The organism is Streptomyces sp. NBC_00876, from assembly GCF_045207435.1.
In the GTDB taxonomy this organism is placed as follows: Bacteria; Actinomycetota; Actinomycetes; order Streptomycetales; family Streptomycetaceae; genus Streptomyces.
Window position 1 is genome coordinate 8,171,819 of the sequence record NZ_CP108800.1, and the last position, 22,675, is coordinate 8,194,493.

Genomic DNA, 22,675 nt, shown 5'->3' on the forward strand with positions numbered 1-22,675 from the left:
GGAGCGGTGCACGCCCCGGCGGCGCCGATGCGTCGCTCACGCGTATCACGCGGCCTCCCCGACAGCCGGAATCCCGGCCACGACGCCGAGCAGACAGGCATGGTCCACCACACCCAGGCAACGGCCGCCGTCCACCACGCGCGCCGTCTCGCCCGTACGCACGACGGCCTCGATGGCCTCGGAGACGGTGGCATCCGGCGCCAGCGCCGGACCGTTGACACCCTCCGAACCGGCGGCGGGACGCATGGCCGCCCGTACGGTCACCACCTGCGCACGCGGAACGTCCCGCACGAAGTCCCGGACGTAGTCGTCGGCCGGGCTGCCCACGATCTCCTCCGGGGTGCCCAGCTGCACGATCCCGCCGTCCCGCATGAGTGCGATACGGTCGCCGAGCTTCAGCGCCTCGTTCAGGTCATGGGTGATGAAGACCATCGTGCGGCCCTCCTCGCGGTGCAGACGCACGACCTCCTCCTGCATGTCCCGGCGGATCAGCGGGTCCAGGGCGCTGAACGGCTCGTCGAACAACAGGACTTCGGGATCCACGGCGAGTGCCCGCGCCAGCCCGACCCGCTGCTGCTGGCCGCCGGAGAGCTGTCCGGGGCGGCGGTCCTCGAGACCGTCGAGGCCGACCTTGCCGATGAACCCGGCAGCCCGCTTCCGGCGCTCGGCCCGGCCCATGCCCTGGATCTCCAGCCCGTACGCGACGTTGTCCAGTACCGAACGGTGCGGCAGCAGACCGAAGTGCTGGAAGACCATGGCGGCGCGGTGACGGCGCAGTTCGCGCAGCCGTCCGGCGTTCATCGACAGGACGTCCTCGCCGTCCATGACGACCTCACCGGACGTCGGCTCGATCAGCCGCGTGAGGCAGCGCACCAGCGTCGACTTGCCCGAACCGGAGAGTCCCATCACGACGAACACCTCGCCCTTGCGGACATCGAACGAGACGTCCCGCACAGCGGCGGTACAACCGGTGCGTGCGCGCAGTTCGGCCGCGTCGAGCGCACCGAGCCCGGCATCGCCGGCGACGAGGGCGGCCTTCGGACCGAACACCTTCCAGAGGTTGCGTACGGAATAGACGTGCGGTGGAGTGTTCATCAGGACTGACCCCCATGGGCGGCGCCGAGCAGCTCCGCGCACTTCTCCCCGACCATCAGGACACCGATCATCGGATTGACCGTCGTCATGGTCGGGAACACCGACGCGTCGGCTATGCGGATTGCGTCGAGACCCCGGACCCGCAGATCGGGCGCGACCACGGCGAGCGCGTCATCGGGAGCGCCCATGCGGCAGGTTCCGGCCGGGTGGTAGACGGTGTGCGCGACCTTGCGCGCGTACTCGCTCAGATCCTCGTCCGAGGTGACCTCGGGACCCGGGCAGACCTCGCGCTTCAGCCACCCGGCCAGCGGCTCCTGGGCGGCGATCTCCCGGGCGATCCTGATCCCGTCGACGAGTGTGCGTCCGTCGTAGTCGTCCGCGTCGGTGAAGTAGCGGAAGTCCAGGGCGGGTTTGACCTCGGGGTCGGGGCTCGTCAGATACAGCCGGCCCCGGCTCCTCGGCTTGGGGATGTTCGGTGTCATCGACACCCCGTGCGCCGGGCGCTCGTAGCCGAGGCGCTCCGGATTGTCCGTGAACGGGATCTGGTAGAAGTGGAACATCAGGTCGGGGCCCGGACTGCGCGGATCCCGGCGGACGAAGAGCCCGGCGTCGCTGTCCATCGCGGAGTTCTCCGGGATCGGCCCGTGCGTCTCCCAGACGATGACCGACTCGGGGTGGTCGAGCAGGTTCTCACCCACTCCGGGCAGGTCGTGCACCACCGGAATGCCGAGCTTCTCCAGCTCGGCACGGTGACCGACACCGGAGTGCATCAGCAGACGGGGGGTGTCCACCGCTCCCGCGCACACCACCACTTCGCGCCGGGCACGCACCAGCCGCTCCTCGCCGGCTGCCGTCCGCACCCGCACACCGGTGGCCCGGCTGCCGTCGAACTCGAGCCGGAACGCCCAGGTCTCCAGGGCGATATGGAGGTTGGGCCGGTCGAGGAAGGGATGCAGATACGCGACCGAGGCCGAGGAACGCCTGTTGTCCTCGGGATGGTAGGCAAGGTCGAAGAACCCCACACCGTCCTGGAACGCCGCCTTGTTGAAGCCCTCGACACGCGGCACTCCGAGCGTCGTGCGTGCCGCGTCCACGAAGTCGCTCGCGATGGCGTTGCGGTCGGCCTCACCGACGGGAACGATGTTGTTGCGCAGCCGGGAGAAGTACGGGTCCATCGACGCGGCGTCCCAGCCCGCCGCTCCTGCCGCGGCCCACTCGTCCCAGTCGCACGGCAGCGGCTTGAAGGCGATCAGCGTGTTGTGGGACGAGCACCCGCCGAGCACCCTGGCCCTGCTGTGACGGATGTACGAATTGCCGCGGGGCTGCTCGGTGGTGGGGTAGTCGTAGTCCAGTTCGCCGCCGAGCAGGCCCATCCAGCGGCGCAGGGTCAGCACGTCGTCGCGCCCCACGTCGCTCGGTCCGCCCTCGATGAGGGCGACCGTGATGGCGGGGTTCTCGGTGAGCCGGGACGCGATCACCGAACCGGCGGTGCCGCCGCCGACGATGACATAGTCGTAGTGGGTCATGTTCTCCATCGCCTCTGCTCCCGCTCAGCCCGCGAACCAGCGCACGGGGCGCGGGGCGAGGTTCTGGTAGATGTGCTTGGTCTCGCGGTACTCGGCCAGACCCGTCGGGCCGAGCTCCCGGCCGATGCCCGACTTTCCGAAGCCGCCCCACTCGGCCTGCGGCAGATAGGGGTGGAAGTCGTTGATCCAGACCGTGCCGTGCCGCAACCGTCCCGCGACCCGCCGTCCCCGGCCGGCGTCCGAGGTCCACACACCACCGGCCAGGCCGTACTCGGTGTCGTTGGCGAGGGCCACCGCCTCGTCCTCCGTACGGAAGGTCTCGACGGTCAGCACCGGGCCGAACACCTCCTCGCGTACGACACGCATGGAACGGTCGCAGTGGTCCAGGACCGTCGGCCGGTAGAAGTAGCCGGGCCCCGTCGGGCGTTCGCCGCCCGCCCGCAGCACCGCCCCCTCCTTGACCGCACCGGCCACGAACTCCTCGGTCCTGGCGAGCTGTTGCGCGGAGACGAGCGGACCGCACTCGACCCCGGCGTCCGTGCCGCGGCCGATGCGGATCCGTTCGGCGCGCCGGGCGAGTTCGGCGACGAACCGCTCGCGCACGGACTCCTCGACGATCAGCCGCGATCCGGCGGAGCAGACCTGACCGCTGTGGATGAAGGCGGCGTTGAGGGCCTGGTCGACCGCGGTGTCGAAGCCCTCCTCCGTGGCGCACGCGTCCGCGAACACCACGTTGGGATTCTTGCCGCCGAGCTCCAGCGCGACCTTCTTGACCGTGTCCGCCGCGGCCCGCATCACCTTCGTACCGCTGGTGAGTCCGCCCGTGAAGGAGATCAGGTCGACGTCGGGGTGGTCCGCGAGCCGGGCACCGACGGTGGCGCCGGCGCCCGTGACGAGGTTCGCCGCTCCGTCCGGCAGACCGGCCTCGACAAGCAGGGAGATCAGGGCGGCGGTCGTGAGCGGGGTGATCTCGCTGGGCTTGATCACAAAGGTGTTGCCCGCCGCGAGGGCCGGGGCGATCTTCCAGCTTGCCTGGAGAAGGGGGTAGTTCCACGGGGTGATGAGGCCGCAGACTCCCACCGGCTCATGGACCACGACGCTGTGGATCTCGTCCGACCCGGCATCGACGACCCGTCCGCCGCTCTCGTTCATGACGAGGTCGGCGAAGTAGCGGAAGGTGTCGCGCACGCAGTCCACATCGGCCCGGCCCTCCTCGAGGGTCTTGCCCGCGTCACGGCACTCCAGCGCTCCGATCAGCTCCCGGTCGCGCTCCAGGAGACCGGCCACCCGCCTGAGCAGCGCGGCGCGTTCGGCGACGGGGGTGCGCGGCCACGGCCCCGCGTCGAAGGCGGCCCGGGCGGCGGCTACCGCGGCGTCCGCGTCCACGACGTCCCCCTCCGACACGACGGCGAAGGCGGTCGCGTCGACGGGGTCGAGGATCTCGCGAGTGGCGCCGGAGGCGGCCGCTCGCCACTCTCCCGCTATATGGATGGTGTGTTGTGCCGACACGTCGTGTGCTGCCCTTCCGGTGGCCCCGGGCCCTGACGCCGGGTGGTTCCCGGCGGTCTGGCCGTCTGCCCCGGAAGGGGGAAGCCATGCGCGGCGGCTGCCGGGAAGTGACCCGGCTCACGCGGAATGCGTCCTCGGCCGCCGGGGCCGCTCGTCCGGATCATGCCGGGCGAGCGGCCCCGGGGACCCCCGGTCCCGGAACCCCTCAGCGGTGCGGTGCCCAGAGCGGCGGCACCTGCGACCATCCCGTTCGGGCCAATGCGTGAGCGGCCGGCAAGAGGCACTCCTGGTCGAAATGGCCCCGGTTCCGGGACCCGTCACACGTCGGCGGGCATTCTGAGCATGGCGTACGCTCCGCCCCCAGCCGCCAGCAGCATCACGCAGCCCGTGAAGACCAGGCCTGCGTCGCGCAGCCCCAGCCAGGTGGCCAGGGCGCCCACGCCGACCACCGGTACGGAGATCCCGGTGTACGCGACGACGAAGAAGGCGGAGATGGTGCCCCCGCGGTGCCTGGCAGGGGTCGCCTCGCTGACCAGGGTGAGGGCGGCGCGGAAGGCGAGCCCCTGCCCGATGCCGCCGCAGAGGGCCCCCAGAATCAGCAGCGCCAGGGACGCGGCCAGCAACGACGACGCCACGAGCAGCAGTCCGGCGACGAGGACGGCGCACCCGAGGGGGAGCGCGCGGCGTGCACCGATCCGTGGTGCCAGAGACTGCCCGATCGTCGAGGCGCAGAACACGGAGAAGACCACCAGACCCGTCAGCGCCAGATTGTGCACGTCGAGCGTCTGCGCGGCGAAGCTCGGCGCGACCGCGGTGAACAGCCCGAGCAGCGCGAAGCCGGCGAAGGCCGCCAGCGCGGCCGGCACGAAGACGGCCTTCACTTCCTGGGGCACCCTGACACCCTGCGGTTCCAGCGGCGGCCACCGCTTCGTGTCCGCCACCGTCTCCGGCAGCCGCCACGCGATCCCGGCGGCAACGGTGACCAGCGCCAGGTTGACCCAGAACGGCAGCATCAGCGGCCACGGCGCGTACTGCGCCAGCAGACCGGAGAGCAGCGGCCCGCAGCCGAGTCCGCCCATGTTGGCGGCAGTGGCGGCGAATCCGGCCCGCGCCTTCTGGCCGGGCCCCGCCAGCTCGATCACGGCCGCTGTCGCCGCGCCGCTGAGCAGCCCGGCCGCGCAGCCGGACAGCACCCGTCCGGCGAAGAGCAGAGGCAGCCCGCTCTGCAGCAGGAAGCAGCCCGCACTCGCGGCGGACAGCGCCATGGCGCACAGCAGCACAGGTCTGCGGCCCACCTTGTCGGAGTAGTTGCCCGCGACCAGCAGGACGGTGATGACCGCGACGGCGTACACGGCGAAAACCACCGTCACCATCAACTCGGAGAAGCCGATCTCCTCCTGGTAGAGCCCGTACAGAGGGGTGGGCAGTGTCGTACCGGACATGCCGATGGCGAACACGACTGCCGCGGCCGCGTACCCCGCCCGCTTCCGGCCCGGGTGCGCTGGATTCTCACGAACGATCACGCACATCACTCTATGCAGGACCCGGCCGCGGGACGCGGCGTGCGGCGCGGTGCGCGAGGGATTGTGGTTGGGTGCGGCGGGACAGCGGCGCGAGAACAGGAGAGCCGGACGTGGTGTTGATCGTCGAGGGCGAGAGATTCACCGTGACCCGACGGCCCGGCAGCCCCGGGGTGTACGACTTCGAGTGGGACTCCGGTCCCAACGAGGGGTACGGATTCACGACGGCGGTCCATGGCGCCCTGTCGCTGGACCGCGCCGCCCTCGAGGAGGCCGCGCGCGGATTCCTGAGCCAGGTGGACCCGGCGACGGGATGGCTCGCGGAGTAGCGCACCGGCCGGCGAAGTGACGTACCGCCATGTGGGCGCGTGCGCGGCGGCCGGGCCGGCGGCCGACAATGGACGTCGGCAGCCGGGACGGGCCCGGGAACGCGCACGGACCGCACCGGCCCTGCCCACCGCACCCCGAAAGCGAGCGCGCATGAAGATCGTCGACGCGAAGGTCGTCGTCACCAGCCCCGGACGCAACTTCGTCACCCTGAAACTGACGACCGACGAGGGACTCACCGGCCTCGGTGACGCCACGCTCAACGGCCGGGAGCTCGCCGTCGTCAGCTACCTCACCGACCATGTGGCGCCCCTGCTCATCGGCCTCGACCCGCACCGGATCGAGGACACCTGGCAATTCCTCTACCGAGGCGCCTACTGGCGGCGCGGTCCGGTGACGATGGCCGCGATCGCCGCCGTGGACGTGGCCCTGTGGGACATCAAGGCGAAGGCAGCCGGCCTGCCGCTCTACCAGTTGCTCGGCGGCGCCTCCCGCGAGCGCGTCACCACCTACGGCCACGCCAACGGCCGCGACATACCCGAACTCCTCGACTCCGTACGCGCCCGGCTGGCAGCCGGCTACCCCGCCGTCCGCATCCAGACGGGCATCCCCGGGCTCAAGGCCGTCTACGGGGTGCACGCCACGGACGACCGGGGCGCTCCCGTACTCCACCAGCAGGTCCGGCTCCTGGCCGAGGACTGGGACACCGACGCGTACCTGCGTCATACACCCGCCGTCTTCGAGGCGGTGCGCGCCGAGTTCGGGCCCGAGCTGCCGCTTCTCCACGACGCCCACCACCGGCTCACGCCGATCCAGGCGGCCCGGCTCGGCAAGGACCTGGAGCCCTACCGCCCCTTCTGGCTGGAGGACTGCACACCGGCCGAGAACCAGGAGGCACTGCGCCTGGTGCGCAGGCACACGACCACGCCCCTGGCCCTCGGCGAGGTCTTCAACTCCGTGTACGACTACCAGACGCTGATCACCGAGCAGCTGATCGACTACGTGCGTTCCGCGGTCACTCACTTCGGCGGGGTCACGCCCCTGCGCAAGCTCTTCGACTTCGCCGCGCAGTACCAGGTGAAGAGCGCCGTGCACGGCCCCGAGGACATCTCGCCCGTCGGTATGGCCGCGGCCGTCCACCTCGACCTCGCCGTCCACAACTTCGGAATCCAGGAGTACTCGGGGCACAACCCGCTCACCGAGGAGGTGTTCCGGCACGCCTACACCTTCACCGACGGGTTCCTGCACCCCGGTGAGGCGCCGGGCATCGGGGTCGAACTGGACGAGGAGCTGGCGGCGGCGCACCCGTACGAGCAGGCCTATCTGCCGGTCAACCGGCTCAAGGACGGCACCGTCCACGACTGGTGACGGCGTGAACGGCCCCGCCCCGGCGCCGGCCCGTCAGGGGAACGCGGGCTGGAGGCCCGCGTACACCCCGTCCCGGCCCAGCAGTTCGTCGTGCGTGCCCACCTCCGCGATCCGGCCGCCCTCCATGGCCACGATGCGGTCGGCGCCCTGGATCGTGGAGAGGCGGTGGGCGACGACGAAGACCGTCCGGCCGTGCACGAGGCGGGAGAGGGCTTCCTGCACGAGGGCCTCGGAACGGTTGTCGAGCGCGGAGGTGGCCTCGTCGAGCACCAGCACCCTGGGGTCGCGTATCAGCGCCCGGGCGATCGCGAGCCGCTGCTTCTGCCCGCCCGAGAGCCGTGCGCCCCGCTCGCCGACCACCGTGTCCAGGCCGTGCGGCAGATGCGCGACGAACTCCATTGCGTTGGCGTCCTCCAGGGCCCGCAACAGGGTGGCCTCGTCCGTGTCTCCCATCCCGTACGTCACGTTGTCGCGGATGCTGCCCTCGAACAGGATCGACTCCTGCGGCACCACCGAGAGGAAGCGCCGGTAGCTGCGCAGATCGAGCCCGGCCATGTCGGTGCCGTCGAGCATGATGCGGCCCGAGGTGGGCCTGATGAAGCCGATGAGCAGGTTGAGGACGGTCGACTTGCCCGCCCCCGAGGCCCCGACCAGGGCGATCGTCTCGCCCGGCCGCGCGGAGAGTGTGAATCCGTCGACCGCGGGGTCCGCGTCGTCGTACGCGAATCCGACGTCCTCGAAGTCGATGCGGCCGGTGACGTGCTCCACCCGCGCCTTGCCGGAGTTGTGCTCCAGGTCGGGCGCCTGGAGCACCTCGCCCGCCGAACGCACCGACTCCAGCCCCTTGGTCAGGACGGGCGCCAGACCGAGGAGCGTGGTCACCGAGCCGGTCAGGACGGTGAAGAAGGCGCTGAGCATCACCACGTCGCCCGGGGTGATGGGCATCCAGCCGTGATAGGCGACCAGTGCCGATCCGGTCAGGCAGAGCACGCCGAGTGTGTTGAGGATGACCCAGGCCAGGGACCCGAAGCGGCCGTTGATCACGTCCAGGCGCAGACCTGCCGCGAACACCTGGCGCAGCGAACCGTCGACGCGGCCCAGCGCGGTCCGCTCCAGGCCGTGGGCGCGGGTGATGGGGATGAGCGTCGTCATCTCGCCGACGCGGGAGGAGAGTTGTTCGACCTCGCGGCGGAAGGACTCGTTGTGGCTGCGCAGCCGTGCGCGCAGCTTCATCACGAGGAATCCGGCCGCGGGCACGACGATCAGGAAGACGGGCAGGAACTGGGGCACGCGCACACCGATGACGACGAGTCCGCCGACCAGGGTCACCACGGCGCCGAGGCCCATGTCGGCGCTCTGCTGCATCATCTGTTCCACCGACTCGACGTCACGGACCACCTTGGCCTGGAGCACGCTGGAACTGACCCGCGCGTGGTAGCCGACGGACAACTGCTGCATCCGACGGCACAGCGCCGAGCGCAGGGTGGTGCCCATGCGGCGGATACTGCCGCCGAGGCACCGGACGTACCACTGGTGGAGCGGGTAGTTGATCACGAGGATGAACAGGAGGACGCCGGTGGACTTCCAGAGCCCGGACTCCGGTCCGTGCTGGACGACGACGTCCAGGACGGTGGCGGTGATCAGCGGCAGCAGCCAGATGGGGCTGTGCTTCACGACGAAGATGGCGACCGCGAGCGCCAGCAGCCGGCGGTCGGGGTGGAAGAGGTGGCCGAGGGTGCGGACCGGGTTCTCGCCGCGGTAACGGTGGTCCAGGTGGTCGAAGGACGCCAGGGGTTCGGGGCAGGAGTGGGAAACCGCTTTCTGCATGGGGTCATCCCATCCTGCTCCGGCGGTCCGGAGCAACCCCGTCCCACGGAAGGGACACCAGGGGGATGGGCGGGCGGACCTGCCCGACAGGGCTCAGCGGACGCCGAGTTCGCGCGGCAGGGGTTCGGGGGCCGGGTCCTTGCCCCCGGCGCGTCCCACCGAGGCGATGGCGCTCGTGACCAGGCCGGCCAGCAGCCCCCAGAACGCCGAGCCGATCCCCAGGAGCGTCACGCCGGAGGCCGTGGCCAGGAACGTCACCACGGCTGCTTCCCGTGACGCCTTGTCGGCCAGGGCGGCGGTCAGTGAGGACTCGATGGTGGCGAGCAGACCGATTCCCGCGATGGCCAGGACGAGTTCGTGCGGCATGGCGGTGAGCAGGGAGGCGACGGTCGCGCCGAGCAGTCCCACGCAGAGGTAGAAGACGCCCGCCCACACAGCCGCCAGATAGCGCTTGTCGCGGTCGGGATGTGCCTCCTCGCCCGTGCAGATGGCGGCCGTGATGGCGGCGAGGTTGAGGCCGAACGCACCGAACGGCGCCAGTACGGCGTTGGCCGCGCCCGTCCACGTCATGACGGGGGACACCGGGACGTCGTACCCGGCGCCCCGGATCACGGCCACACCGGGCAGGTTCTGGGATGCCATCGTGACGACGAACAGAGGAGCGCCGACGCTCACGAGAACCTTCCAGTCGAACTCCGGGGCGGTGAAGACCGGTGTGGCCAGGGAGAGCTGGACCCTGCCCAGCTGCCAGCCCCCGGTGAACGCGGTCGCCAGCACACCTGCGGCGAGCGCCAGCAGCACCGCGTAGCGGGGCAGCAGACGCCGCCCGAGCAGATAGAGCACGAACATGGGGAAGGCGACCGCGAAGCTGCCGTGCATCGTGCTGAACAGTCCTGTGCCGAACCGCAGCAGCACACCGGCGAGCAGTGCGGCCGCCAGTGGCACGGGGATCCGGCTCATGACACGGCTGAACCACCCCGTCACCCCGCTCACGAGGATGAGCAGCGCGGAGAAGACGAACGCCCCGACAGCCTGCGCCATGGACACACCGCTCAGACCGGTCGTGAGGAGTGCGGCTCCCGGTGTCGACCACGCGGTGACCACGGGGGCCCGGTAGCGCAGCGACAGGCCGATGCAGGTGCAGGCCAGGCCGACGCCGAGCGCGAGCATCCAGGAGGAGATCTCGCGCGAGTCGGCCCCCGCGGCCTTCGCGGCGGTGAAGACCAGCGCCGCGGAGCTGGTGACCCCGACCATGACGGCGATCAGCCCGGCGACCACGGCGGAGGGCGGAGCGGCCGAACGTATACGGGTGAGCGCGAACATGAGTGAGCCACTTCCCTGTGCCGTGCGGGACGTCGCCGATGGCCGGAAGGGACCGGTGCGCCGCGATCTGTTCCGTATACGGAACGTTCTGTTTATGGAACACTAGAGAACCGGGCCGATGCCCGTCAACGCGACAGTGGAGCGGTGCACGCCGATGGGACTGAACGAGGACGTCGGACGCAGGCTGCGGGCCCTGCGGAGCGAGCAGGACCTGTCGCTGTCGGAGCTGTCGCGGCGCTCACGAGTGGGCAAGGGGACACTGTCGGAGCTGGAGAGCGGCCTGCGCAACCCGACGCTGGAGACCCTGTACGCGCTCGCCACCGCCCTCGGCCAGCCGCTCAGCGCGGTGCTGAGCGACCCGCTGCCGCAGGGCGCCCGGGCCCCGGATCCCGCCGGCGTATCGGGCACCGCCGTCACCGGGGTTCTGCTGGAACGGTTCGAGGACGAGGGCGGGGTCACCGATGTGTTCCGGATCAGCATCCGGGCCGGAGTCACCCAGGAGTCCGAGGCACATGTGCCCGGTACACGGGAGAGCCTGATGGTGCTGTCGGGCACTGCCGTCGTCGGTCCGCGGGACGGGGCCGTCGGTGTCGAACCCGGTACCTGCGCCCATTGGGCGGCCGACCAGCCCCATATCTACCGCGCGTTGGAGGGCGAGGTGCACGGGGTCCTGTTCGTGAACTATCCGTCGGCGGCCAGGGGCGCGGGGGAGCGGCCGGGCCCCGGCGGGCAGTCGGGGACCGGTCCGGCCGGCCCGGCCTGACGGAGCCCGCCGGCCGTCGGCGGGCTCCCCGGTTCACGCCGCTTCGGGTGTCACGGCGCTCCTGTCCGGGAAGGCGGGGTGGCGGGAGAGGCGGCTCACGTAGGCCCTGAGCCGGGGGTGTGAGCGAAGGGCGCCGGCCGGGCCGAGTTGGACGAGCGCCACCCACAGGTCCACGTCCGCCGCCGTCAGCTCCTCGCCCAGCGCGTAGTCGTGGAGACCGAGCCGGCCTTCCAGCAGGTCCAGGGCCGCCGACCGCTGCGAGGGCCCGGCCGCCGGGGTGACGTCCCGGTCCAGCAGATCGCGCAGGGCCTCGATGTCCGGGGCGAGGGCCGGCGGGTGCAGCGCGGAGGGGCAGGCGTCGTCGTGACCGGACAGCAGGCCCGCGAGATCACGGAGGATGCCGGGCGTGTGGTTGCTGACGATGCGCCCGCTCCACCGGTCGCACAGCGCGGGTGCCGTCAGCGGCCCCTCGTAGCGGTGCTCCGTGGCCTCGTACGCCCTGCGCAATGAGGCGTACGCGCCGGAGGTCTCGGCGGGATGCCCCAGGAGCGTGGTGGCGACCGAGCCCCGCAGACCGAGCAGCCCGAGGGTGATCGAGATGCGCAGCGAGCGCGGGCAGTTCTCCGACAGGAACAGCTCGTAGCGGTGCGGTGCGGCGTAGAAACCGCCGGCCAGGCCGACTCCGATACGGCTGTGGAGGCGCGGGGACGGCACGGCCGGCCTGGTCCGAAGGCGTGCGGCACCTGAGCCCGGCACGGGTGAAACCGAGGTACACGGGGACGGGTCGGCTGTACTCGAACTGCGCGATGCTGTCTCGGGCATGACTCTCCCTATGGGAATTCCTGGGGGGAACGAGGAAGCCACCGGCGCCTCGTGGGCACCGGCGGCCGGATGCGGAGCGACTGCGCCTGCGTACCGGTCCGGATCGAACGGACCTGTACGCAGCCGGACTCACCGGAGGCGTACGTGTCCTGTTCGCGGACTAATAGGCGCTGGAGACGCGCAGCAGATCGATGTGCAGGCGCCTCGTCAAACCGTTGCAGGGCATTGCCACCGGTCCCGCCTTCAGGACTCGCGATACGCGAGACCACGCTTGCCCCGTCGCACCGACGGGACCCGGTCGTCACCCGGGGCACCCCATCGCGGTGGAAGGGTTGCCTGCCAGCGGGCCGGGGCCGATGACCACCTGGGCGGGGCGGTTCCCGCAGAGGCGGCGCTGACAATCGTGACCGTCCACGCCAGTTTCGGCGCGCTTCGTGACTCCGTCAAGAAGGCTGTACCTGCTGTCTCGCCTGATGGGCACCGCCGTTGATGCTACCCCGGGCGTGTCCGGCTCACGGCACGCGCCGCACGGCCGCGAGCGTCCGCGATGGTGCGGCTTGCCGGCCGGCCGCCCTCGCACAGGGTGGGCCGGTCCGGTACCCGTTCCCGGGCCGCGGCGACAACCACGGTGCGGTCCCGGGGGAGTCCCGGGACCGGCGGCTTCTCAGCCCGTGCCGAGGAGGTTGACCATGCGGATGTAGCGGACCCAGTCCCAGTTCGGACCCGGGTCGGTGTGGTCGGTTCCCGGGACCTGGACGTGTCCGAGAATATGGGCGCGGTCCTTCGGGATGGAGTAGCGGTCGCAGACCGAGGCCGTCAGCAGCGCCGACTTCTCGTACATGACGTCGGTGAAGTAGGCGGGCTGGTCCACGTAGCCCTCGTGCTCGATGCCGATGCTGCGGGTGTTGTAGTCCCAGTTGCCGGCGTGCCAGGCGATGTTCTTCTCCCGCACGCACTGGTCGATGTAGCCGTCGGCCGAGCGCACCACATAGTGCGCGGAGACCTGCTTCGCCGGGTTCTGGAAGATGGCCACGGCGTCCGAGAACATCTCCTGGGTGACATGGATGATCACGTACTGGACCGGGTACGCCGAAGGCCGCGTCGAAACGGTGTAGTTGGACGTCGACGCGGGTACCCAGTGAGCCGACGGATAGTCCGTGTCCCCCGTTGTCGCGGCGGTGGCCCGGACGGAGGCGGGGAGCAGAGCAGCCGCGGCCGTCGCCGCGGCGCCCTGGAGAATCCTTCTGCGGTCCATGCGTACTCCTGTTGTGTGGGGGGACGGATCAACCGGCCGGGTTCCGGCAGTTGATCCGTCCGGACACCGACGACAGCGCGCAACGGCCCGGTACCCGATTCCCCCGGCATCCCGTGACTCCCTCATGTCCGATGACCGGAATGGGCTGTCCGATGTACGGCCGAGCGTCTCGCGGCCCCTACCGTACGGGTGACGAGCCGGTGGCGAAAGACGGCAGGAGTCCGAAACCGGCGTAGTGGAAGGGCTGTTCAGGACGGGACGGGCGGTGCGGGCAGCCGGACGGGAAGTCCGGCAGCCCGTACCCCTCCCATGATGCGCCGTCAGACGTCGGCCGCGCCGGCCTGCGCCCATGCCGCCGCGGGGTCGTCGTCGCAGGGACCCGCCGGGAACCAGGACCCGCCCTCCTTGCGGTACGGATACCAGCGCCCGTCCCGCCCGTAGCGGAGCTGAACGGTGCCGTCCGCAGCCGTCCAGCAGTTGCGCCCGGCCCGCAGCCGTGGCGCCTCGTCCTCCTCCCAGGCTCCGGCGAGCTGAGTCCTGGCGCGGGCGAGGCCGGCGGCGTCCGGAACCCATTCCTCGTCGAGCACGGCGAGCGCGGCGGCGCCTCCGTACTGCCAGGCGCGCACCGCGGCGGGCAGCCCGGCGCGCCGGCGTCCGGAGCCCGTCGCCAGCCGGGTCATGATCCACGGCTCGGGATGCGCTTCGGCGGCCAGCCGCACCGCGTCCTGACCAGGCGTCAGGGCGGTCGGCAGGGGCCGGTGTTCATGGCCGGGAGCCAGCGCGTCCGCCAGCATCCGCTGGGCGCGCACCGCGCTGTCCGTCGCCAGCATCTCCAGCGCCGACGGGTCCACACCCGGCTCCGGGTCCGTCTCCGTGTCCAGCGAGGGGGACAGGCCCGGCTCCTGGGGAAGCACCGGGGGCGGCGGCAGCGGGGGAAGGGCATCGGCCCTCGCGTACGCCTGTGCCGCAGGAACCCCGCGCACCGGACCGCCCCCGGCCTCGTCCGTACCGCCGTCACCCTCACCGTCACCGGGGCCGGCGGCCTCGTGCCCCGCGGCCCGGGCCGCGATCCGTACCTGGAGCTCGTCCAGCAGCCGTCGCTCACCGCGCCCCCGCATCAGGAGCAGCACGAACGGATCCTGGTCCAGCAGGCGCGCCAGCTGGTAGCACAGGGCGGCGGTGTGCGGACAGTGGTCCCAGGCCTCGCAGGTGCACTCCGGGTCGAGGTCGCCGATCGCCGGGAGCAGGTCCACGCCGGCCGCCGCCGCGTCCTCGACCAGATGCGGCGGCAGCTCCCGGTCGAGCAGCGCCGCGATGTGCCCGGCCCGTTCGACCGCCATGTCCAGGAACCGGTCCCATTCCTCCTCGGCCAGCTCCTGGAGGAGCACATCGCTGCGGTGGGCGTGCTCGTCCCGGTCCCGGACGACGGCGGTGATCCGGCCGGGCCGCACGGACACCGCGCCGACCGCGCCCTCACGGGCGAGCCGCCGCCCCTTCTTCAGCTGCTGACCGTCCAGAGCGGTGTCCTCCAGTGCCTGCAGCCACGCCCGGCCCCACCAGGACTCCGCGAACCCGCGCCCGTGCGCGGGCGGCAGAGCCGCGAACGTGCGCTCCTCCTGCGATGTGTCCGCGTCCTGCGGCTCGTCGGCGCCGAAATCGTCGGCGTAGGCCTCGGCCTCGTATCCGTCACTCATCGTGCGCCCCCTCGCAGCTCCACCAGATCGGCCAGTTCCGCATCGCTGAGCTCGGTCAGGGCGCTCTCGCCGGAACCGAGCACCGCATCCGCGAGCCCCTGTTTACGGGCGAGCATGTCAGCGATCCGGTCCTCGATCGTCCCCTCGGCGATCAGCCGGTGAACCTGCACCGGCTGGGTCTGCCCGATGCGGTACGCACGGTCGGTGGCCTGCGCCTCGACCGCCGGGTTCCACCAGCGGTCGAAGTGCACCACATGGCCCGCCCGGGTGAGGTTGAGCCCGGTCCCCGCGGCCTTGAGCGACAGCAGGAAGACCGGCGCCTCGCCCGCCTGGAACCGGTTCACCATCGCCTCCCGCGCCGCGACCGGAGTACCGCCGTGCAGGAACTGGGTCGGGATTCCGCGTGCTGCCAGATGGCGTTCGAGCAGCCGGGCCATCTGGACGTACTGGGTGAAGACGAGGACACCCGCCCCCTCCGAGAGGATGGTGTCCAGCAACTCGTCGAGCAGCTCCACCTTCCCCGAGCGGTCCGAGATCTGCGGCTCCTCCTCCTTGAGGTACTGGGCCGGATGGTTGCAGATCTGCTTGAGCGCGGTCAGCAGCTTCACCACCAGACCCCGCCGGGCCATCCCGTCGGCGTCGGAGATCGCCGCCAGCGTCTCGCGTACCACCGCCTCGTACAGGCCCGCCTGTTCGGCGGTCAGCGAGACCGCGCGGTCGGTCTCGGTCTTCGGCGGCAGTTCCGGGGCGATGCCGGGGTCGGACTTGCGCCGGCGCAGCAGGAACGGGCGGACCAGTGCGCCGAGCCGCTCGGCGGCGGCGGGGTCGCTGCCTCCCTCCACGGCCCGCGCGTAGCGGGTGCGGAAGGTGCCGAGCCGGCCCAGCAGGCCGGGCGTCGTCCAGTCGAGGATCGCCCACAGCTCGGAGAGGTTGTTCTCCACGGGGGTACCGGTGAGCGCCACGCGCGCCTGCGCGCCGATCGTGCGCAACTGCCTGGCCGTCGCCGAGTAGGGGTTTTTCACATGCTGCGCCTCGTCGGCGACCACCATGCCCCAGCGCGTGGCCGCCAGCCTCGGGGCGTCCAGCCGCATCGTCCCGTACGTCGTGAGCACGAACTCGCCGTCCGCCAGGCCCTCCAGACTGCGCGACGCGCCGTGGAAGCGGCGCACCGGGGTGCCCGGCGCGAACTTCTCGATCTCCCGCTGCCAGTTGCCCATCAGCGAGGTCGGACAGACCACCAGCGTGGGTCCGGCGGCCGACTCGAGTGTCTGCCGGTGCAGATGCAGCGCGATCAGGGTGATGGTCTTGCCGAGCCCCATGTCGTCGGCGAGGCAGCCGCCGAGCCCGAGCGAGGTCATGGTGTGCAGCCAGTTCAGGCCGCGGAGCTGGTAGTCGCGCAACGTCGCTGCGAGCGCGGGCGGCTGACCGACCGGCGGCTCGTCGTCCCGCGCCTGCCGGGATTCGGGGTCCGCGACCCGCTGCCGCAGCTGCTCCAGCCAGCCGGTGGCCCGGACCTCGACCCGGTGGCCGTCGACCTCGGTGGAACCGGTCAGCACCGCCCCGAGCGCGTCGACCGGGGTGACCTTGCGGTCCTGGGTCTCCCGGGCGCGACGCGCCTCGTCCGGATCGATCAGTACCCATTGGTCGCGCAGCCGCACCAGCGGCCGGCCGGCCTCGGCCAGCCGGTCGAGCTCGGCGCGGCTGAGCTGCTGGTCACCGAGCGCGAACCACCAGTTGAACGTCAGCAGGGCGTCGGCGGACAGGAGGGCCGCGGTGTCCGTCGCGGTACGCAGCGGCCCCCGGGCCCCGTTCTGGGCGCCGGCGCCGTCCTCGTCGTCCGGCGGGCCGATCACCGCGCGCGCCGTGAGCCTGCGGGCCAGCCCCCTGGGCCAGTGCACCTGAACCCCCGTTACGGCGAGGGCCCGTGAGGCGGGACCGAGGAGGTCGGCGATCTCCTCGTCGGCCGGCTCCACCGCGTCGGGCACGGCCGCCGACAGCAGCGGGGTGAGGGGCGGCCAGCTCCGCGCGGCCCGGCGCAGGGTCAGCAGGGCGTCCATCCGGGCGCGTGGACCGAAGGCCGCGGCGGCAGGGCCGCTGCCCGACCAGATCTCCGCGGCGTCGGCGACCAGAGCCGGATCGCTGACACTGTGGATCTGCGGAACCACACGGAAGGAAGGTCCGGACGGACGGCCCGGGGCCGCCTCGCCGGCCCCGTCGAGCCCCGACACCTCCACGCGCAGCGAGAGCCGTACGCCCGCGTCGTGCCCGGCCGCCACATCGGCGGCCCAGGCGTGCTGACCGGGCAGGTGCTGCGGTGCGTCGGCGGCGAACGCCGGGCCGCCGGCGGCGAAGGCCGCGGCAGGTGTGCGGGGCAGGGAATCGGCCACCGCGTCGAGGAACGCCCGCACCAGCCACTCGGGTTCGGGCAGCAGCAGGGGCCTTGCCGCGGCGTCGAGCGGCACCGCGTGGGCGGTGGGCGGCATGGACGCGGCAAGGGTGCGGATCCGTGTCTGGTCGTCCGCGGTGAGCGGTCCCGCCCGCCATGTGTCGTGATCCGTGGCGCTCAGCCCCGGCAGCAACAGCCCCCGGGCCGCGAACTGCAGGGCCAGCAGCCCCGCCGCGCCCCAGAACGCGGCTGCCGGCGAGGCGAGTGCCGACGCGCGGGCACGCGTCAGTACGGGAAGCGCGTCCCGTACCGAAAGCACCCGCGCCGGCACGTCGTACGGCAGCGCGCCGGCACCGGCCACCGTCAGTCCCACGACGGTTCCGGGGCCATCGGGCGGACTGCTGCCGTCGGGATGCCAGAAGGCGACCCGCCCGGTGCGGGCGGGATCCGAGGGCAGGAAGACCACGGAGCAGGGGGCGAGTGCGGAGATCTCGGAGAGCGTTGCTGCGGGGAGGCGGTGCACAGCGATGTCAGAGTCCTCAAATTTGACTAGTGGGTCGAGGTCGCCGAGGGTACTCCACCGGAATCGGGGACGGAGGTCACCGTCCTGTGATTCAAATCACTCATCCGTGTCCGATATGTCGGCCGGGTGGGGCCGGCCCCCCTCCGGAATGAGGGGGTTGGCCCCACCGGAATCGGGGTGGTGGCTCCATGGCTGCTATATATCTGCGACCCGTACGTTTCATCAGGTCAGCGCACCCCTAAGACCGGAGACATCATGCCTCAGGCCGCAACCACCGTCGCGGAACGAATCCGCGACAGTGCCGGAAGTGCCGGAAGTACAGGAAGTGACTTCGCGCCACTGCTGCGAGCCGTCAAGGGGCAGGGACTCCTCGAACGGCGCACCGGCTGGTACGCGGCAGGCATCGCCGCCAATCTGTTCGCCCTGGGCGCCGTTCTCACGGGAGTGGTCCTCCTCGGCAACACGTGGTGGACCCTGTTGCTCGCGCTGCCACTCGCCATCGTCTGGTCCCGCACCGCCTTCTTCGGACACGACGCGGGCCATGCCCAGATATCCGGCGACCGGAGGGCGGGCCGCGCCATCGGCCTGGTCCACGCCAACCTGCTGCTCGGCATGAACGAAGCGTGGTGGAACGACAAGCACGTACGTCACCACGCCAATCCCAACCACATCGACAAGGACCCGGACGTCGGCGTCGGTGCCCTGGTCTGGACCCAGAAGCAGGCGGCCCAGCGTGAGGGCTTCGCCCGCTGGCTCACCCGCAACCAGGCCCGGCTGTTCTTCCCGATGCTGCTCCTCGAAGGCATCGCCCTCAAGATCTCCGGATTCCAGTACCTGCGACAGCAGCCCGCCCGGGAGCGAGCGCTGTCCGCCCTGCTCCTGGTGGCCCACCTCGGCCTCTACGCCACACTGCTGCTCACGGTCATGTCGCCCGGAAAGGCCGTCGTGTTCGCGCTCGTGCACCACGCGCTCTTCGGCCTCCACCTGGGCATGGCCTTCGCCCCCAACCACAAGGGCATGGAGATGCCCGACCCCGACGGGGACCGCTGGGGCCACCTGCAGCGCCAGGTCCTCACCTCGCGCAACGTGCGCGGCGCCGTCCTCACCGACTGGTTCCTCGGCGGGCTCAACTACCAGATCGAGCACCATCTCTTCCCGAGCATGCCCCGCCCGCACCTGCGGCTGGCGCAGCCCCTGGTCAAGGCCCACTGCGAGGCGCTCGGCATGCCGTACGCGGAGACCGGACTCATCGAGTCCTACCGCCAGGCCCTCGCGCATATGCACGAGGTCGGCGCGCCCCTGAGGTGACCGGCCCGGACGAGTCCGGGGTGGCTGGAACCGATGGGCACGCACAAGCGTTCTCACATCAGAAGCGGCCACTGGCCGCGAAGGAGGCGTGGACGATGTCGAACAGCGCAAAGATCGCCATCGGGGGAGTTGTCGTCGCGGTCGTCCTGATGCCGTTCATCGGGTTCTGGCTGTCCCTGCTGGTGCTCGTCGGAGTTCCCGCGATCGCCTATCTGGCACTGGATCCAGGTCAGCGGCGCAGGCTCCGTAGGATCACTCGCAAGGAAATAGGCCGCTGAGAGGGGATCTCCGCAGTGAGCGGGACAGTCACCGTTGTGAGCAGCAACGACACGTACACCTTCACCAAGCCGAACCGGGCCGGTGTGACACTCCTGGCCGGGCTGGGAGTGGAAGGGGACGTGCACGCCGGAGTGACGGTCAAGCACCGCTCCAGGGTCGCTCAGGACCCCACCCAGCCGAATCTGCGGCAGGTTCATCTCATCCACGAAGAGCTGTTCGGTGAACTGCGCGAGGCGGGCTTCGACGTCGCCCCCGGTGATCTCGGGGAGAACATCACCACCCGTGGTGTCGATCTGCTGGCCCTGCCCGTCGGCACGCTGCTGCACCTCGGCGACGAGGCGGTCGTCGAGGTCACCGGGCTGCGCAACCCCTGCCTCCAGATCGACCACTTCCAGGACGGTCTGCTCAAGCAGGTCGTGGGCCGGGACGAGGCGGGCAACATCGTCCGCAAGGCCGGGATCATGAGCGTGGTCGTGACGGGTGGTGTGGTCCGGCCCGGCGACCCGGTCAGGACCGAGCTCCCCGCCGGACCCCACCGGCCGCTGGAGCGCGTCTGAGGCGGTACTGACGTGTGAGCCCCGGGATCCTGAATCCCGGGGCTCACACGTGCGACCTTCAGAACGGGGCGAGATGGGACGAGGCGGGGCGAGCGGTCAGGACGGCCGGACGGCCAGGGCGTCCAGGGACTTCAGCAGCCCGGGCAGCGCGGTCCCGCGCCCGACCGTCAGGATCTCTCCCGGTACCTCGTCCAGCAGGAGGAACGCGATGTCGTCCGTCCTGGCGACCATCGACCAGCCGGGGCCGTCCGCCCGTATCATCCGGGCGTCGCCGGACGCGAAGGACGACCGGACACGGCCGGGCGGCGGTGGGGACTCCACATAGGCGTGTGCCTCGGCCAGAGCCCGTCGTACACCGGGATGCGGACCGGAGGAGGGGGCGTCCTCGACGCTCTGCGCCGATTCCGGGTCCTGGGCGACGGAGACATCCGTGTCTGCGCCCGTGCCTTCGCCCGTGTCCCCGTCCGTGCCTTCGCCCGTGTCCCCGTCCGTGTCCCCGTCCGTGTCCCCGTCCGTGCTCGCGTCCCCACGTCCCGCCGGGCTTCCGTCGCCGCCCGGCGCGAACACGGTCGCGTCGTCGATCTGCTCGCGCCAGACTGCCCAGTGCAGCGCGATCGCATCCGCGCCCAGACGCCGCTGGGCCGGCCCCCACGCATCGGTGTCGGGCGGGGACAGCGGCGGCAGGTCCACGCCGTCCGCCTCCGGGTCCGGCGCCGGGTCGTGCGGGGCGGCCACCCCGGGGGCGGCGACGGCCACGGCGAGCGGCCAGCCGGGGAGCGCGCTGACGACCGAACGGTCATCGGGCGAGAGGTCGTACTCCATGCCGCAGTCCCAGGACGCTATCGCCACGGCCACCAGCGACACGTCGTCGACGACGACGGTCCACCGCGCACCGTCGGCGTCCTGGCCCATGACCAGGCCGTACCCCTCGGCGTACGGTTGCAGGCCCAGTGCCGCACACGCCGCCGGGTAGTCGTCGCCGAGCACGCTCGGGAACTGCGCAGGGGTCAGCAGGACCGCAGTCAGCACATACAGTGCGTCGTCGTCGGCGACTGTGTTGTCCGTCCCGGCCACTGCACCCTCCTCGTCCGTCATGGTTGTCCGTCGGCGCACCTTAACCAGTGGGTAACCCGCTCGTCGAGGCCCTGACAAGGCAGGACGTCAGGCTCCGGCCGTCCGCCGGACGGCCCGGCTCAGTCGTCGGTCAGACCGAGCAGGGTGCGTGCCACCGCCTGCGGTGATTCGTCGCGCTCGCGGGCGAGTGCGATGACTGCCCGGCAGGCCAGTTCGCTGACACCGAAGGAGAGCTGCTCCGGTGACACCCAGTCGCTTGCCTCGTCCATCCGCTCCTGGTCGTCCTCCGCCGACGCCGCGACGAATGTCGCGGCCGCCTCGAAGAGGTTGTGCTGTCTGCGTTCCGGTGCCCGCGTAGGGGCGGCGGTCCGGGCGCCCTTGCGGCCGGGGGTCACGGCTCTGCGCAATATGCCGATCACGTCGGTCATGGGGAACCGCCTCTCATTGATGTGCGTGCTGTGCGACTGACGCGCACACATGAGGGGCAGATGCCGTGAGCACCAGCCGTACCCCGTGCGGCGCGCCTCCTGACCGTCTTGCCCGCGGACATAGGGTTGGACACTCGACCTGGACGAGAGGGCGGTGCGGTGAAGCGTTTCGACCGGCTGAAGGAAATCCAACGCCTCGATCCGGAGCGTGACTTCCTGGAAATTTACCGGATCACGGCGACATACGAGTTCCCCTGGGACATTGCCCGCGCCCTCGAACTGGCCCTCTACCGAACCTATGCCGTCCCGGCCATCGGACGACTCCTCGCGCGGACAGCACAACTGACGGACCATTCGCAGAAGCGGTACGACGACACGGCGCTGCTCCTGGACACCGTGGTCGAGCACGGCTTCGACAGCGAACCGGGGCGTGCGGCCATCCGCCGGATCAACCGGATGCACAACAGCTATGACATCAGCAACGACAACATGCGCTACGTGCTGTGCACCTTCGTCGTCACCCCGAAGCGGTGGCTCGACAGGTACGGATGGCGCCGTCTCTGCGACCACGAACTGCGGGCGTGCGCCGCGTACTACCGGACCCTGGGCGCCCACATGGGGATCAAGGACTTGCCGCGGACGTACGAGGACTTCGAGCACACCCTCGACACCTACGAGAACGAACACTTCGGCTGGGACGAAGGCGCGCGCTCGGTGTCGGACGCCACGCTGGAGCTGATGGCGTCCTGGTACCCGCGCCCCCTCGCACCGCTCCTGCGCGGCGCGAGTGTCGCCCTCCTCGACGACTCGCTGCTGCGGGCGTTCCGGTACGAGCGTCCGGGCCCCGTGGCCCGCGGCCTCACCCGGGGTGCTCTGCGTCTGCGGGCGCGCGCCGTGCGCTTGCTGCCGCCGCGCACTTCCCCTCATTACGCCCGGCAGAATCCGGAGATCAGGGGCTACCCGCGCGGATACGAGGTGTCCGCACTCGGCACGTTTCCCACACCCGGGGCCGGTGGCTGTCCGGTCCGGCAACCCGGCCGACCGGACACGCAGACCGGGTGAACGGAACGCGCGGGGCCGCGCGCGAGCGG

20 protein-coding genes and 1 riboswitch are annotated in these 22,675 nt (G+C 71.2%); of the genes, 7 read left to right on the top strand and 13 right to left on the bottom strand.

The window, feature by feature from the left end:
* Positions 1-45: 45 nt before the first annotated feature.
* The 4 genes from OG782_RS35615 to OG782_RS35630 form a co-directional block, all read right to left on the bottom strand.
* Positions 46-1,095, bottom strand: coding sequence for a glycine betaine/L-proline ABC transporter ATP-binding protein (locus OG782_RS35615; RefSeq protein ID WP_406458242.1), 1,050 nt, complete (start codon positions 1,093-1,095; stop codon positions 46-48).
* Positions 1,095-2,630, bottom strand: coding sequence for a GMC family oxidoreductase (locus OG782_RS35620; protein WP_406458244.1), 1,536 nt, complete (start codon positions 2,628-2,630; stop codon positions 1,095-1,097). The genes OG782_RS35615 and OG782_RS35620 overlap by 1 nt, the downstream gene beginning before the upstream one ends.
* Before the next feature lie 15 nt (positions 2,631-2,645).
* Positions 2,646-4,130, bottom strand: a complete 1,485-nt coding sequence (locus OG782_RS35625; protein WP_406458246.1) for an aldehyde dehydrogenase family protein — start codon at positions 4,128-4,130, stop codon at positions 2,646-2,648.
* 317 nt (positions 4,131-4,447) lie between these two features.
* Complete coding sequence (locus OG782_RS35630) at positions 4,448-5,650, bottom strand: MFS transporter (protein ID WP_406459445.1); 1,203 nt, start codon at positions 5,648-5,650, stop codon at positions 4,448-4,450.
* 113 nt (positions 5,651-5,763) lie between these two features.
* Here OG782_RS35630 and OG782_RS35635 point away from each other — a divergent pair, with 113 nt between their 5' ends.
* Together OG782_RS35635 and manD are read left to right on the top strand one after the other, a co-directional pair.
* Complete coding sequence (locus OG782_RS35635; protein ID WP_406458248.1) at positions 5,764-5,979, top strand: hypothetical protein; 216 nt, start codon at positions 5,764-5,766, stop codon at positions 5,977-5,979.
* 151 nt (positions 5,980-6,130) lie between these two features.
* Entirely contained in the window at positions 6,131-7,345 is a 1,215-nt protein-coding gene (manD, locus tag OG782_RS35640; protein WP_406458250.1) for a D-mannonate dehydratase ManD, read from the top strand.
* Between the two features lie 33 nt (positions 7,346-7,378).
* Here manD and OG782_RS35645 read toward each other — a convergent pair whose 3' ends face one another.
* Both OG782_RS35645 and OG782_RS35650 read right to left on the bottom strand, forming a co-directional pair.
* Entirely contained in the window at positions 7,379-9,172 is a 1,794-nt protein-coding gene (locus OG782_RS35645; RefSeq protein WP_406458252.1) for an ABC transporter ATP-binding protein, read from the bottom strand.
* A gap of 93 nt (positions 9,173-9,265) precedes the next feature.
* Positions 9,266-10,495 carry a benzoate/H(+) symporter BenE family transporter gene (locus OG782_RS35650; protein ID WP_406458254.1) on the bottom strand — a complete coding sequence of 410 codons (1,230 nt, stop codon included), beginning with the start codon at positions 10,493-10,495 and terminating at the stop codon, positions 9,266-9,268.
* 154 nt (positions 10,496-10,649) lie between these two features.
* Here OG782_RS35650 and OG782_RS35655 point away from each other — a divergent pair, with 154 nt between their 5' ends.
* Positions 10,650-11,258, top strand: a complete 609-nt coding sequence (locus OG782_RS35655; protein WP_406458256.1) for a helix-turn-helix domain-containing protein — start codon at positions 10,650-10,652, stop codon at positions 11,256-11,258.
* A gap of 33 nt (positions 11,259-11,291) precedes the next feature.
* Here OG782_RS35655 and OG782_RS35660 read toward each other — a convergent pair whose 3' ends face one another.
* The 5 genes from OG782_RS35660 to OG782_RS35680 all read right to left on the bottom strand — a co-directional run bounded on the left by OG782_RS35660 (position 11,292) and on the right by OG782_RS35680 (position 17,938).
* A complete protein-coding gene (locus tag OG782_RS35660; RefSeq protein WP_406458258.1) occupies positions 11,292-11,972 on the bottom strand; it encodes a glutathione S-transferase C-terminal domain-containing protein in 681 nt (226 codons plus the stop codon).
* 268 nt (positions 11,973-12,240) lie between these two features.
* A complete protein-coding gene (locus tag OG782_RS35665) occupies positions 12,241-12,306 on the bottom strand; it encodes a putative leader peptide (protein ID WP_406459447.1) in 66 nt (21 codons plus the stop codon).
* Between the two features lie 36 nt (positions 12,307-12,342).
* A riboswitch (SAM riboswitch) is annotated at positions 12,343-12,489 on the bottom strand.
* Between the two features lie 255 nt (positions 12,490-12,744).
* Positions 12,745-13,335, bottom strand: coding sequence for an N-acetylmuramoyl-L-alanine amidase (locus OG782_RS35670; RefSeq protein WP_406458260.1), 591 nt, complete (start codon positions 13,333-13,335; stop codon positions 12,745-12,747).
* Between the two features lie 320 nt (positions 13,336-13,655).
* Positions 13,656-15,029, bottom strand: coding sequence for an SWF or SNF family helicase (locus OG782_RS35675; RefSeq protein ID WP_406458262.1), 1,374 nt, complete (start codon positions 15,027-15,029; stop codon positions 13,656-13,658).
* Complete coding sequence (locus tag OG782_RS35680) at positions 15,026-17,938, bottom strand: DEAD/DEAH box helicase (RefSeq protein WP_406458264.1); 2,913 nt, start codon at positions 17,936-17,938, stop codon at positions 15,026-15,028. Before OG782_RS35680 ends, OG782_RS35675 begins: the two co-directional genes overlap by 4 nt.
* 255 nt (positions 17,939-18,193) lie before the next feature.
* Here OG782_RS35680 and OG782_RS35685 point away from each other — a divergent pair, with 255 nt between their 5' ends.
* The 3 genes from OG782_RS35685 to OG782_RS35695 all read left to right on the top strand — a co-directional run bounded on the left by OG782_RS35685 (position 18,194) and on the right by OG782_RS35695 (position 20,082).
* Complete coding sequence (locus OG782_RS35685; protein WP_406458266.1) at positions 18,194-19,246, top strand: fatty acid desaturase family protein; 1,053 nt, start codon at positions 18,194-18,196, stop codon at positions 19,244-19,246.
* A 95-nt stretch (positions 19,247-19,341) separates the two neighbouring features.
* Positions 19,342-19,524, top strand: a complete 183-nt coding sequence (locus OG782_RS35690) for a hypothetical protein (protein WP_406458268.1) — start codon at positions 19,342-19,344, stop codon at positions 19,522-19,524.
* Between the two features lie 15 nt (positions 19,525-19,539).
* Positions 19,540-20,082 (top strand): MOSC domain-containing protein, encoded by a 543-nt coding sequence (locus OG782_RS35695; RefSeq protein WP_406458270.1) that lies wholly within the window; start codon positions 19,540-19,542, stop codon positions 20,080-20,082.
* A 96-nt stretch (positions 20,083-20,178) separates the two neighbouring features.
* On the opposite strand, the gene OG782_RS35700 is transcribed toward OG782_RS35695, so the two are convergent.
* On the bottom strand, positions 20,179-21,177 hold the full coding sequence (locus OG782_RS35700) for a hypothetical protein (protein WP_406458272.1): 999 nt from the start codon (positions 21,175-21,177) through the stop codon (positions 20,179-20,181).
* Positions 21,178-21,275: 98 nt separating this feature from the next.
* The gene (locus OG782_RS35705) at positions 21,276-21,584 is read right to left on the bottom strand and encodes a hypothetical protein (protein WP_406458274.1); all 309 of its coding nucleotides are present in this window, start codon (positions 21,582-21,584) and stop codon (positions 21,276-21,278) included.
* A gap of 159 nt (positions 21,585-21,743) precedes the next feature.
* On the opposite strand from OG782_RS35705, the gene OG782_RS35710 reads away from it, so the two are divergent.
* Positions 21,744-22,646, top strand: coding sequence for an oxygenase MpaB family protein (locus OG782_RS35710; protein ID WP_406458276.1), 903 nt, complete (start codon positions 21,744-21,746; stop codon positions 22,644-22,646).
* Positions 22,647-22,675: the final 29 nt, after the last annotated feature.

What these genes read in the sequence shown, in the direction of transcription:
- OG782_RS35615 (WP_406458242.1), bottom strand. Translation starts at nt 1,095, where the DNA reads ATGAACACTCCACCGCACGTCTATTCCGTACGCAACCTCTGGAAGGTG.
- OG782_RS35620 (WP_406458244.1), bottom strand. Translation starts at nt 2,630, where the DNA reads ATGGAGAACATGACCCACTACGACTATGTCATCGTCGGCGGCGGCACC.
- manD (WP_406458250.1), top strand. Translation starts at nt 6,131, where the DNA reads ATGAAGATCGTCGACGCGAAGGTCGTCGTCACCAGCCCCGGACGCAAC.
- OG782_RS35645 (WP_406458252.1), bottom strand. Translation starts at nt 9,172, where the DNA reads ATGCAGAAAGCGGTTTCCCACTCCTGCCCCGAACCCCTGGCGTCCTTC.
- OG782_RS35650 (WP_406458254.1), bottom strand. Translation starts at nt 10,495, where the DNA reads ATGTTCGCGCTCACCCGTATACGTTCGGCCGCTCCGCCCTCCGCCGTG.
- OG782_RS35655 (WP_406458256.1), top strand. Translation starts at nt 10,650, where the DNA reads ATGGGACTGAACGAGGACGTCGGACGCAGGCTGCGGGCCCTGCGGAGC.
- OG782_RS35670 (WP_406458260.1), bottom strand. Translation starts at nt 13,335, where the DNA reads ATGGACCGCAGAAGGATTCTCCAGGGCGCCGCGGCGACGGCCGCGGCT.
- OG782_RS35675 (WP_406458262.1), bottom strand. Translation starts at nt 15,029, where the DNA reads ATGAGTGACGGATACGAGGCCGAGGCCTACGCCGACGATTTCGGCGCC.
- OG782_RS35685 (WP_406458266.1), top strand. Translation starts at nt 18,194, where the DNA reads ATGCCTCAGGCCGCAACCACCGTCGCGGAACGAATCCGCGACAGTGCC.
- OG782_RS35690 (WP_406458268.1), top strand. Translation starts at nt 19,342, where the DNA reads ATGTCGAACAGCGCAAAGATCGCCATCGGGGGAGTTGTCGTCGCGGTC.
- OG782_RS35700 (WP_406458272.1), bottom strand. Translation starts at nt 21,177, where the DNA reads ATGACGGACGAGGAGGGTGCAGTGGCCGGGACGGACAACACAGTCGCC.
- OG782_RS35705 (WP_406458274.1), bottom strand. Translation starts at nt 21,584, where the DNA reads ATGACCGACGTGATCGGCATATTGCGCAGAGCCGTGACCCCCGGCCGC.